The 12,067-nt window shown below is 32.2% G+C and carries 10 protein-coding genes; 4 read left to right on the top strand and 6 right to left on the bottom strand.

Features of this window, described 5'->3' with window-relative positions:
* The first annotated feature begins 90 nt into the window (after positions 1 to 90).
* Together D9R05_RS14985 and D9R05_RS14990 are read left to right on the top strand one after the other, a co-directional pair.
* Entirely contained in the window at positions 91 to 1,044 is a 954-nt protein-coding gene (locus D9R05_RS14985) for a PhoH family protein (RefSeq protein ID WP_121668042.1), read from the top strand.
* Positions 1,045 to 2,001: a phosphoribosylaminoimidazolesuccinocarboxamide synthase gene (locus D9R05_RS14990; RefSeq protein WP_121668043.1), complete on the top strand. Its 957-nt coding sequence runs from the start codon at positions 1,045 to 1,047 to the stop codon at positions 1,999 to 2,001.
* Position 2,002: 1 nt separating this feature from the next.
* On the opposite strand, the gene D9R05_RS14995 is transcribed toward D9R05_RS14990, so the two are convergent.
* From D9R05_RS14995 to D9R05_RS15005, 3 genes are all read right to left on the bottom strand, one after another.
* Positions 2,003 to 2,500 carry a hypothetical protein gene (locus D9R05_RS14995; RefSeq protein WP_121668044.1) on the bottom strand — a complete coding sequence of 166 codons (498 nt, stop codon included), beginning with the start codon at positions 2,498 to 2,500 and terminating at the stop codon, positions 2,003 to 2,005.
* A gap of 2 nt (positions 2,501 to 2,502) precedes the next feature.
* The gene (locus D9R05_RS15000; protein WP_121668045.1) at positions 2,503 to 3,591 is read right to left on the bottom strand and encodes a DNA topoisomerase IB; all 1,089 of its coding nucleotides are present in this window, start codon (positions 3,589 to 3,591) and stop codon (positions 2,503 to 2,505) included.
* A 166-nt stretch (positions 3,592 to 3,757) separates the two neighbouring features.
* Positions 3,758 to 4,846, bottom strand: coding sequence for a M42 family metallopeptidase (locus D9R05_RS15005; RefSeq protein ID WP_121668046.1), 1,089 nt, complete (start codon positions 4,844 to 4,846; stop codon positions 3,758 to 3,760).
* 107 nt (positions 4,847 to 4,953) lie between these two features.
* Between D9R05_RS15005 and D9R05_RS15010 the strand changes: the two genes are divergently transcribed.
* A complete protein-coding gene (locus D9R05_RS15010; RefSeq protein ID WP_240463092.1) occupies positions 4,954 to 5,637 on the top strand; it encodes a DUF4294 domain-containing protein in 684 nt (227 codons plus the stop codon).
* A 185-nt stretch (positions 5,638 to 5,822) separates the two neighbouring features.
* Here D9R05_RS15010 and D9R05_RS15015 read toward each other — a convergent pair whose 3' ends face one another.
* From D9R05_RS15015 to D9R05_RS15025, 3 genes are read right to left on the bottom strand one after another with little or no spacing between them, the layout of a single operon-like run.
* Complete coding sequence (locus tag D9R05_RS15015; RefSeq protein ID WP_121668047.1) at positions 5,823 to 7,913, bottom strand: OmpA family protein; 2,091 nt, start codon at positions 7,911 to 7,913, stop codon at positions 5,823 to 5,825.
* A gap of 11 nt (positions 7,914 to 7,924) precedes the next feature.
* On the bottom strand, positions 7,925 to 8,857 hold the full coding sequence (locus tag D9R05_RS15020) for a PorP/SprF family type IX secretion system membrane protein (protein ID WP_121668048.1): 933 nt from the start codon (positions 8,855 to 8,857) through the stop codon (positions 7,925 to 7,927).
* Between the two features lie 6 nt (positions 8,858 to 8,863).
* Complete coding sequence (locus tag D9R05_RS15025; protein WP_121668049.1) at positions 8,864 to 11,479, bottom strand: gliding motility-associated C-terminal domain-containing protein; 2,616 nt, start codon at positions 11,477 to 11,479, stop codon at positions 8,864 to 8,866.
* Positions 11,480 to 11,559: 80 nt separating this feature from the next.
* On the opposite strand from D9R05_RS15025, the gene D9R05_RS15030 reads away from it, so the two are divergent.
* Positions 11,560 to 11,697: a putative porin gene (locus D9R05_RS15030; protein ID WP_394340572.1), complete on the top strand. Its 138-nt coding sequence runs from the start codon at positions 11,560 to 11,562 to the stop codon at positions 11,695 to 11,697.
* The last annotated feature ends 370 nt before the right edge of the window (positions 11,698 to 12,067 follow it).

Consider the following 12,067-nt stretch of genomic DNA (forward strand, 5'->3'; position numbering starts at 1 on the left):
ATGTTAATATTTTTACGGTGACTTGCTCGTATTTTTGATTAAATTTGTAATGCGAATTTAAAGATAAATGACAAATAAACGTACCTGCTTTTGAACGAACTTATCATCGAACTTTCCGAAATTAATCCAAGAGAATTTTTTGGGTTACAAAATGCAAACATAGAGTTGCTTAAAAAATATTTTCCGAAGCTAAAATTAGTAGCACGCGGCAATCAAATAAAAGTCTATGGCGATGAAGAACGCCTAGAAGAATTTGATAAACGTTTTAATATGCTTATGGACCATTTTGGAAAATATAATAAGCTAGACGAAAATGTAATTGAACGTGTTTTAACGAGCGAAAAAAAGGAAGATTACGAAACTTCTGCCGAAAGTGGTGAAATTCTAGTTCACGGTGTTAGCGGTCGCTTAATAAAAGCACAAACGGCTAACCAACGAAAATTGGTAGAGCTTAGTAAAAAAAATGATATGGTTTTTGCCGTTGGTCCTGCCGGAACCGGTAAAACATATACCGGTGTAGCTTTAGCTGTAAAGGCTTTAAAAGAAAAACAAGTACGTAGAATTATACTTACGCGTCCTGCTGTTGAAGCCGGAGAAAACCTAGGTTTTTTACCGGGCGATTTAAAAGAAAAACTAGATCCGTATATGCAACCTTTATACGATGCATTACGCGATATGATTCCTAGTGAAAAATTAGATTCATTTATCGAAAAAGGAGTTATACAAATTGCTCCTATGGCATTTATGCGCGGAAGAACGTTAGATAATGCCTTCGTGATTTTGGATGAAGCGCAAAATACTTCGCACGCGCAGATGAAAATGTTTTTAACCCGAATGGGTAAAAATGCAAAATTTATTATTACAGGAGATCCTGGGCAAGTAGATTTACCAACTCGAATAATTTCAGGTCTAAAAGAAGCATTACTGGTTTTAAAAAATGTAAAAGGAATTGGTGTTATTTATTTAGATGATAAAGATGTGATTCGACATAAATTGGTTAAAAAAGTAATTGCAGCATACAATGCAATAGAAAACAGAGAATAAATGAGTAATACAATATTAAGTACCAACTATAATTTTCCGAAACAAAAAAGTGTTTATAAAGGAAAAGTTAGAGAAGTTTATATGCTTCAAGATGATAAAGTGATTATGATTGCAACCGATAGGCTAAGCGCTTTTGATGTCGTTCTCCCAAAGGGAATTCCGTATAAAGGGCAAATCTTAAATCAAATTGCAACCAAAATGATGGAAGCTACCCAAGATATTGTACCAAATTGGTTAGATGCTACACCAGATCCCAATGTAGCTGTTGGACAATTATGTAAACCTTTTAAAGTAGAAATGGTTATTCGTGGTTATTTAGCAGGACATGCTGCTCGCGAATACAAGGCGGGAAAAAGAAGTTTATGTGGTGTTTCTTTACCCGAAGGTTTAAAGGAAAATGATAAATTACCTGCGCCAATAATTACTCCTTCTACCAAAGCAGATTTAGGAGATCACGATGAGGATATTTCTAGAGAGGCTATATTAGAAAAAAATATTGTAGCCGAAGAGGATTATAAAGTTTTAGAAGATTATACCCGAAAGCTTTTTGAACGTGGTAGTAAATTGGCAAAAGAACGCGGATTAATTTTGGTAGATACTAAATATGAATTCGGAAAAAATGCTGATGGAGAAATTGTATTAATCGATGAAATTCACACACCAGATTCTTCCCGTTATTTTTACGCTGATGGTTATGCAGAACGCCAACAAAATGGTGAAAAGCAAAAACAACTTTCAAAAGAATTTGTTCGGCAATGGTTAATCTCTGAAGGATTTCAAGGAAAAGAAGGAGAGACTTTACCTGAAATCACCCAAGAAAGAGTCAATATTATTTCTGAACGTTATATAGAGTTATACGAAAATATTACCGGAGAAAAATTTCAAAAAGCTTCTATCGATAATATTGAAAACCGTATTGAAAAAAATATTTTGAGCTATTTAGAAAAGTCACTTTAGGCTAGTTATTTCTAGTCTGATCTATACGATCTTTTGTGGTTTCTCTAGAATCTCTAATTTCTTGGTTAGGAGTTTCTTCAAAAGTATTTAAAGAGTCTTTTTTTCTAGCTAAAACAAGAATTTCATCAAGTGTCATAGGTTCGGTTTTACTGAATTTTATGACACTTTTGTCATCAACCAACAGCACTCTAAAAGTAGCTTCTTTTCCTATCATATCTGTATAACGGTTAAAATTTGAAGGCTTAGAAAAGCTATTGTCAAAGACAGACCTTATTTCCGTTGGGGTCATTTGGTAAGCATTTACACCTAGTTCTTCTAATTTTTCTCTATTTACAAAAATGATATCTCGCTGTTGCATGGCAAAATCATTTTCTAACTCTCTAGAGGTGATAAAAATAGTGTAATTTGCCGCTGCATTTTTTTTTGCCGGATCTTCGGGTACTTGTGCTTTAGTAACTACAAAGTTTAAACTTAAAAAAAATAGTAGTAAATATTTCATAATTATGATTTTATATTGATTTCGTAATCTTTAATTAAATCGAGTAAAACTTCTTCAGTTTGTGAGAAATTTTTTGTGCTGCTTTTTTTCTTTTGTTGATCTAAATTTTTAAAATTTTCTTTTAAGCTTTCATCTTCATATTTTTCAGCTATTAATGGATGAACATAATAATTTTTACAGACTGCTCGAGTATTTCCTAAAGCTTCGGCAGTTTCATCATAGGCATAAATTAGATTTTTTTGAAGCTGTTTTTTTGTCTCAGGAAACTCCAAATCACGAAGACTTTCAAAAAAAATTTTTGTAGCAGCCCAAGTTCTAAAATCTTTTGCTGAAAAATATTCGTCTGATAAATGTTGAATATATTCATTAATCAATCCACTGTCAACAGAATGTTTATCTCCGTTTTTATCATAATATTTAAACAATTCCCAACCGGGAATTTCTTCACATTGATTTACAAGATTAATTAGTTTTGAATCGTGAATATCTATGTGATGTTCTTTTCCTTTTTTTCCAATAAAATTAAAAGTCATTCCTTCCTCCTGAAGCTCAACATGTTTTGTACGTAATGTTGATAAACCGTATGTGTGATTTTTTTTAGCGTAATAATGGTTTCCAATTCTAATGTGAGTTTCTTCCATTAATTTAATTACAAGTGCCAAAACTTTTTCTTTCGGCATTCCTTTTCTATTAAGATCTTTTTCGACTTGCGAGCGAATTGCAGGAAGTGCTTCGCCAAAAGAAATCATTTTGAAAAATTTAGTTTGGTTTTTAATTCTAGACCATTCATCATGATAGCGGTAAACTTTCCTTTTTTTGTCGTCTCTTCCCACAACTTGCAAATGTCCATTATGTAAATGCGTAATTCTGACATTTCGCCAAGCTGGTGGAATTACAAGACTTTTAATTCTTTTTAAACATTTTTCATCACAAACTTTATTTCCTTTTTTATCGGTGTAATAAAATCCTCTCCCGTGTTTGTGACGCTGAATGGTCAATTTTTCATCTGTAATATAAACTAGACCTGTATAATCTGCGATTTGCTGAGGTTCAGCCAAAAGTGCATCTATATTTTGAGCAGCAACTGCCATATTTTTTCCGTTTTCTCTTGAAAAGATACTTTAATAGAAGAACACTTTGTAATAATTATTTGTGAATAATAATTAAATATTTATTAATTGTTAATTTCTTAAGAAATGTTTCTCATAAAAAACCTCTCAAGATGTGAGAGGTTTTATAGGTAAGTATTATATAATTTTAGTCAAAATAACTAAACGTTTCACCTTCTTTTATTTGTAATAAACTTTCGTAAATTAATTTAATTACATTTTCTACATCGTCTTGATGTACCATTTCTACAGTGGTATGCATATAGCGTAGTGGTAACGAAATAAGAGAAGAAGCAACACCACCATTGCTATAAGCAAAAGCATCAGTATCGGTTCCTGTCATTCTACTTGCTGCTAAACGCTGAAAAGGTATTTTTTTATTTTCGGCTGTTTCAATAATTAATTCACGCAATTTATTTTGAACTGCCGGAGCGTAACTAATTACAGGTCCGCCGCCAATTTTTGTATCGCCTTCCTTTTTCTTATTAATCATTGGCGTTGTCGTATCATGGGTAACATCGGTAACAATGGCTACATCTGGTTTAATACGTTGAGTAATCATTTCGGCACCGCGTAAACCAATTTCTTCTTGTACAGAATTGGTAATATATAAACCAAATGGTAATTCTTCTTTATTTTCTTTTAATAAACGAGCAACTTCAGCAATCATAAAACCACCCATTCTGTTATCTAATGCGCGACAAACAAATTTATCATTATTCAAGATAAAAAATTCATCAGGGTAAGTTATCACACAACCAACGTGAACGCCAAGCTTTTCAACTTCTTCTTTACTAGAACAACCCACATCAATACAAATGTTTTCAATTTTAGGTGCTTGCTCATTGCTTTTATCACGGGTATGAATTGCTGGCCAGCCAAAAACTCCCTTTACAATTCCTTTTTTGGTATGAATATTTACACGTTTAGAAGTCGCAATCATATGGTCGCTTCCTCCGTTTCTAATTACATAAATCAATCCATCATCAGTAATGTAATTTACATACCAAGAAATTTCATCGGCATGCCCTTCAATTACTACTTTAAATTTTGCCTTAGGATTTATTACGCCAACTGCAGTTCCATAAGTATCAGTAATGAATTCATCTACATAAGGCTTTAAATAATCCATCCAAAGTTTTTGTCCCTCAGACTCGTATCCCGTGGGAGCGGCATTGTTAAGGTATTTTTCTAAAAAATTTAATGATTCTTTTTTTAAAATTGTTTCTTTTGCCATATTGATTTTTCTATGTTTTTCACGAATTTACTAATAAAAAGAAATATCGTCGACTCATATTCCGTAAATTTGGAACAGTTTTCGATGTATTATTTTAAAACTCATACTTGAAATACTTATTTTACATAGCATTTTTTATTTCAGTTCAATTTTCTGCTCAAACGCTTAAAACAAGTTATTCTGAAACCCAACAAGAAAAAGCTACTTCTACAGAGTTCATTATTATGGCTGATGATTCTACAGCAACTATGGTAGACGCGATAGATTTAGATGAAGTTTTAGTGGTTGGTGCTTATAAATTTGATAGCAGAAATGAGCGCAGACAATATTTAATTTTAAAAAGAAAAACTAAAAAAGTTTGGCCATACGCAGTTATGGCTTCTAAACGTTTAACAGAGCTTCAAGAACGATTGTCTAAATTAGAATCTGGATATAAAAAGCGAAAATATACGCGAATTGTACAAAATTATATTGAAGAAGAATTTACTGCAGAATTAAAAAAACTTACCAAAACCGAAGGACAGATTTTAGTTAAATTAATGTACAGACAAACCGGAGAAACCACTTTTGATGTTGTAAAGGAATTAAAAAGCGGTTGGCGTGCATTTTGGTATAATACGACCGCAAGTTTGTTTAATATTTCATTGAAAGAAAAATTTGATCCGCAAGAGGTTAAAGAGGATTATTTTATTGAACATATTTTGCGTCGCGGTTTTCAAAAAAGTGAAATTGAAAAACATCCTTCAGCAATAGAAATTAATTTTATTTCCTGTATGCAGAAATGGAATTAATCGGTTCTATTTTATTCTTAATTATATTTTATTTGATTATCCGTAATTTGTAATAATTGTTATTATCGTCATTCCGGACTTGATCTGGAATCTCATATTACATTGAAAAAAATCTTGAGATGAAACCCTGAATCAAGTTCAAGGTGACGAGACTTCATTATGATTCACTAGGCATATTCAATATATTATTCAAAAGATAAGATTACAAATTCACATCTTCGGTTAATTTCATGTTGCTCTTCTGTGCAAGAATCTTCCGTTTCGCAATAAATAATAGGTTGGGTTTCGCCGTAGCCTTTCGCTGTAATTCTATTAATATTTATTCCTTTTTCATCAAAATAATTCATTACAGAATTTGACCGTTTTTGCGATAAATTCATATTATATGTATTGTTTCCGCGGATATCGGTATGTGTGCCGATTTCTAATTTCATAGTCGGGTATTTTTTCAATAAAGCAATTACTTTATCTAAAACCACGCGCGATTCTTTTCTGATATACCATAAATCATAATCAAAATAAATGGGCTCGGTTTTAATTAAAAAACGATCTTTTTTCTCGTCTTTTACAATCGCATTTTCTTGAGCAACAATTTTTGTGATTCGTTCTTTTTTCGCTGCTTTTTCAGTTTTAATTCTTTTTTGTTCTGCGATTTTTTCAGCTTCTTTTTGCGCTTCTAATTCGCGTTGTTTTCGCGCTAGATTTTCTTCTTTAATTCGAATTTTCTCAGCTTCACTTAATAATTTTAAGTCCGCTCTTTGTTCTTTTTTCCGAATGCTAGAAGTTTTCAGTTGAATGGTATCATTTTGATAATCTTTTTTGGAACCGATTATTACATAAGAATTCTCGCAATTCACTTTAAAATTGAAATTTGCATTTTCTCCTGTTATAATGCTGTCTTTTACAATTGAATTCTGAATTAATTTTACGGTAGAATTATCTAATAATTCGCCGGTAGTTTTATCATAAACAGTTCCGGTAATAAATTGGTAGCAATCTTCAATTAGTAACGGAAGCGTTTCTTGAAATTGATAAATATCATCGCTTCCTTTGCCGCTTGGTCTATTTGAAGAAAAATAACCGCTCGCATTTTTCGGGTTTTTAAAAAAAGCAAAATCATCGTAACCGGAATTTACCGGTAATCCAATATTATCGGGCTTTGAAAAAGAGTTTCCTTCCGCTTTAGCGATAAAAATATCTAAAAATCCAAATCCTGGATGACCATCTGAAGCAAAATATAAATTTCCTTCTTTATCTATAAATGGAAATTGTTCCTTGTGTTTGGTGTTAATTTTTGGACCTAAATTTTCAGGATTTTTAAAATCATTGGTATTTACTTTATACAAGTCGAAACTTCCAAAACCGCCCGGTTTATTTGAGGCGAAATAAAGCGTTTTTCCATCGGGACTTAATGCCGGATGCTCGGTAGAGTAGTGGTCACTGTTAATTGGAAGCGAGGTTACATTTTCCCATTTTCCGTTTTTTAATTCAGCTTTATAAATTTGCAATTGCGTGACTTTAGTAGAATCTCTTTTCTTTTTTCCGTTTATATAATTGTTTCTCGTAAAATAAATCGTATTTCCATCAGCTGAAAAAACAGCGTTCGATTCGTGAAAACGAGTACTTAAATTTTTAGAAAAAAGTTTTGCTTCAGAAGCAGTATTAAGTTCAGCTTCCGCAATTTTATAAAGGTTTAAATACGGAGAATTATTCCAATAAAAAACTTTATCGAATAAGCCTTGTTTTTTTTCGGCGGAAGCAAAAACAAATTGATTCATTACAATAGTACCGCCAAATTCAGAATTTTCGGTATTTAGGGGTAAATTTTTAATTTCAAAACGATTGCCGATTGCTTTTACATTTTCTAAATATCGAAGCCGTTGTCTATATTTTTGTTGTTCTTCTTCAGTTTTGTAAGAAAAATCGAGACTTGTTTTTTCAGCTTCTTGATAATTTCCCAGTGCTTTTAAGGTTTGAATAAATTGAAATTGATGTTGTTTGTCAAATTTTTCAGGATAACGAGCAGCAAAAATTTTATAATACCGAGCCGCTTTTTTTACTTCAAACGTGAAATAATAACTATCGGCTAAATTTAGGAGAATTTCAGGATTTTGGTTTTTACTAATAACTTCTTCATATAGCGGAATTGCCTTTGAATAATAGGTTTTATAAAAATATTGATTAGCTTTTTTTACACGAAAATCTTGGGCTTTTGTAATAGAAGTAAAACTTAGAAAAACGAGGCTAAAAAGAAAAAAACGTAAAAAGCGGTTCATAAATTTTAAGTTTAAAAGAATCGTGGCGATTTGTCGTAACCATTATTAAACGTGAGATCGAAAAGGATGAAAATTTCGTGACTTCCTGAATTGTAATTTCCAAAATTTGTAGTCGTATAATCGTAAGCGTAACCAATGCGAAGATTTTGAGTAACGCCAACATTCATTAAGGCACTTACAGAATCATCAATTCTATAGGATAAACCAAGTTCAAACCGATTTAGATAACGAACGTTTGTTGATATATCGAACATTGGCGGAACGCCTTTTACACTACGAACCATAAACGAGGGTTTGAGTTGAAAATCGCTATTTAAATTGAAAACATAACCACCGGTTAAGTAGAAATGAATTTCTTCTCCACCAACGCGCTGAATTCCGTCAACTTCATTTAAATGTTTACTCGATAAAAAGTTTGGAGTAGAAAACCCGAGGTAATAATTATCGGTATAAAAAAATACGCCCGAACCGATATTCGGATAAGTTTTATTTAAATTTTGCTGAAAAGCAGGATCAGAACTTACGCTTCCACTTTCTAATCTGAAGTTATTAAAATTGGTGTTTAAAAAGGTGACGCCGGTTTTTAGTCCAAATGCAAGCGTATGTTTTTCTGAAAGTTTTAAATTATAAGCAAAATCGGCATAAATATTATTTTCCTTTAAAGCACCATCGCCAATATCATCAGAAATAAAAGAAAGTCCAGTTTCTATTTTTTCATTAATAGGTAAATGACCAAAAAAAGAAAAGGTTTTTGGAGCACCAACCGCGCCAACCCATTGCGATCTGTAAAAACTCCCTAAATTAATTGTTCCCGGTGTTCCGGTGGAATATGCAGGATTGATCACGTTCATATTATACATGTAATTCGTGAATTCAGGATCTTGTTGCGCAATTAGAATATTGCTAAGCAATAGAAAAGAAATATAGAGTAATTTTTTCCTCATTTAATGTTATCTATTTAAATATAAACGACCTTGTTTTGGTGCCTTATTATTTTTGTTGAAGCGAATCACGTAAAAATAAACACCGTTTGGAGCAATTTTATCGGACGAACTTTCGGTTTCTCCGTTCCATTCCGGGTGATTTATATTGCCAGTAAATAATAATTTTCCGTATCTATTGTAAATATCAAATTCATATTCAGGATAAATAAATTGAATATTTTTTATGCGGAAAGAATCGTTTAGTCCGTCGTTATTTGGTGAAAACGCATCGGGAATAAAAAAGTCGTATTCTTCATCGGGGTTTTCAGTATCACAATTGGTTAAGGTTACGCTTACTTCAATAGCATCGCTCGCTTCACAATTATTTGCTTGATCGATATTATATCCCAAATAAATAGTATCATCAGAAAGTGGTGTATTTTCAGAAAGTAAATTTCCATTATTATCGTACCATTCTACCGTAAAATTAGTTACAGAAACATTATTGGTTAAATCTGAAATTGTAGGGTTATCTGCTCCACAAAAAGAAGCTCCATCTTGAATAAGATTTACCGGCGGCACTTGATTTACAATTACAGAAACCCGAGTTTTATCAGAAATACAACCATCGTTACTTATAATAGCGACATAATAATCTTGGTTATTTAAAAGTGTAGTTGGGTTGAGTTCAATAGTACTTGTTTGATTCTCAAACCATAGATAATTATTTCCATTCGGAATTAGATCTGAAACTGTAGCTTTTTCAACTTCACAAAATTCTTGTGGAGTAGGAGCCTGCGGAGCATTTGGAATAGGGTAAAGTGTAAAATCTTTTGAGTTTGTAGCTAGAGAAGCGCATCCGGTTTCTACATTAGTTACGTAAATTAAATTAAAAGTATTTGTTCCTGTATTTGTAAAAGTTGTGGGCGGAATGGTAAATTCAACTGAATTGTTATTTACGTTTAAAGTAACTGTTTCATCTGAAATACTATTAGCTCCACTAATATTGTAAATTATTTCTAGTTCATTAATATCAGAAATCTCATTTATGGTCACTAAAACCGGTTCTCCGAAACAGCTATTTTCAATAATAATTTCATAATTCTCGGGATCGGGTAGTGGATTTACCTCAAAATCATCACTTAAATCTGCTGTATTATCACAGAAATCATCGCTAATAGTGGTTATAGTTAATGTTGTAGTTCCTGTATTTTGAAGGATAGAATTATCTAAATCGAAAGAAGCCGATCCGTTTTGAAATGCTAAAATTATAGAGTTTGAAGCTGAATTTGCTCCGGTAATTTCATAAGTAATCGTATAATCTCCGTCAGTTAAATTTGCGTTAGAAATATTTACACTGTTATTTTCGCCAACACAAATATCAGGAATATCCATGGAAGCGCCTTCTAAACTAGGGATTTCACGGATTTCAAAATCTGTACTTAAATTCCAAATAATATCACACACAATATCTTCAGTATCATCAATTGTAATACTGTCAATAATTAACATATAATTTCCAACAGTGGGATTAAAATTGTCATCTATTTCAAAAAATGGATTTGACCGTGTAATTTCGTCAGAACCCGAAAAACTCACCGGTCCGGTTATCGTATAATTTATTTGATAGTCATAAACAGGAACACTATCAATTGATGGTAAGTTATTAAAATTAACTACAAAATCGTGATTCTCAATTTCGTCTTCACAAATAGAATCAATTGATAAATCTGTTCCTGTAAAATCTATAATTCTTCTTATAATTACCGGTATTGTTGAAGTTTGTGATGTGCAAATTGGGTGATTTGGAAATACAGAATAGCTAAAAGAATAAAATCCATATCCTGAATTATTAAAAATATTTTGAATATTTATTTCAGTATCATTTGGTCCATTTAATTCTGAAGTGCCGCTTTCCGACCAAACTCCATTTGGATCTTCACCACTTAAATAATTAAGAAGATTTACGTTAGTGTAATTTGCTAAATCGGCAATTCCGCAAAATTCAAGTGAAGTTGTGCCACCGGGATTGGGTAAAGGGTGAACCGTTAAATCTACGGTTGAAGTTTGTGCCGGACAGGTCCCAATGCTACTTACTGTATAAATAAATGTATATGTACCCGGACCTAATATTGTTGCATTAAAGACACTTCCGCTCAAAGCTCCGGTATTGCTAACATCTGCCCAGGTTCCTCCCAAATGTGGATTGGGATTACTACCTATAAATTGAAATAAATTTACAGAGTCATCATCTTCACAAGCATTTGCCTGAAGATTATCTTCTCCCGCATATCCTCCTAAGATTATAGTAACGGTTGATTGATTATCAGTACAAGTTGAACTATTTACCGTATATGTAAAGTGGTAAGTTCCTCCAGTCGTAATTTGCCACAGATTGACAATTCCATTTGAAGGGGAACCTACAAAAATTGGTAAGTTTTCATCACTAACCCAGTTTCCTCCGGCAATAGGGTTCCCGTTAAGTAATGGAAGTAAATTTAAAGAGGAATTATTTGAGTTCGGAATATTACAAATTGTAACTGTAGCATCGCTTCCTGCACATTGCGAATACGAGAATGAGGAGTAAGCAAAAAATATCAGGAATAAAAATAAAACCTTTATAATAAGGTATTTTTGTATCATCGGAAGTTTTAAGTTTTAATCGGTTTGCAATATAAAAAAATAATAGTTAATTTTTATATGTATTTATCTTACTTTTTTTAATCCGCCAGACGCGCATCTTTTTCAAGTTAGAAAATGCTCAGTCATTGTTGAATCAGAACACAAATTATGTAGCGCCTTTACATCCCTATCGAGATTTTGCGATTCGCTTTGGTCTGGTTTGGAATTTCTTTTTGTAGTTTTCTTATTTTGAAAGTGTGGTAATCAGTCTTTTACTTATCGGAGTTAAAAAACTTTTAAGTTTTCATTAAAAAAGTTTGTTTTGGGAAGAAAAAGGGTTGTATATTTGCACCCGCAATTGCGACAAGCGGTTGTAGACGTTCATAGAGATTGAGGGGTTTTTTAAAGGTTTTAGAGGAGTATTGAGGCTTCAGAAAAACTTTGAAAAAAGTAAAATAAAAACTTGTTGAATTAAAAATAAGTTTTACATTTGCACCCGCAATTGCGCTAAGCGGTTGTAAAAGTTCATAGAGGTATCGGGATTATTTAGAAGTGTTTATTTGGTTTTAAGGAGCTAAAAAAAACTTTTAAAAAAAAGTAAAATAAAAG

Origin of the sequence: Mesonia aquimarina (genome assembly GCF_003667275.1) — a bacterium.
GTDB lineage: Bacteria > Bacteroidota > Bacteroidia > Flavobacteriales > Flavobacteriaceae > Mesonia > Mesonia aquimarina.

Coding starts and splice junctions, on each gene's coding strand:
- D9R05_RS14990 (WP_121668043.1), top strand. CDS start 1,045: ATGAGTAATACAATATTAAGTACCAACTATAATTTTCCGAAACAAAAA.
- D9R05_RS14995 (WP_121668044.1), bottom strand. CDS start 2,500: ATGAAATATTTACTACTATTTTTTTTAAGTTTAAACTTTGTAGTTACT.
- D9R05_RS15000 (WP_121668045.1), bottom strand. CDS start 3,591: ATGGCAGTTGCTGCTCAAAATATAGATGCACTTTTGGCTGAACCTCAG.
- D9R05_RS15005 (WP_121668046.1), bottom strand. CDS start 4,846: ATGGCAAAAGAAACAATTTTAAAAAAAGAATCATTAAATTTTTTAGAA.
- D9R05_RS15015 (WP_121668047.1), bottom strand. CDS start 7,913: ATGAACCGCTTTTTACGTTTTTTTCTTTTTAGCCTCGTTTTTCTAAGT.
- D9R05_RS15020 (WP_121668048.1), bottom strand. CDS start 8,857: ATGAGGAAAAAATTACTCTATATTTCTTTTCTATTGCTTAGCAATATT.
- D9R05_RS15025 (WP_121668049.1), bottom strand. CDS start 11,479: ATGATACAAAAATACCTTATTATAAAGGTTTTATTTTTATTCCTGATA.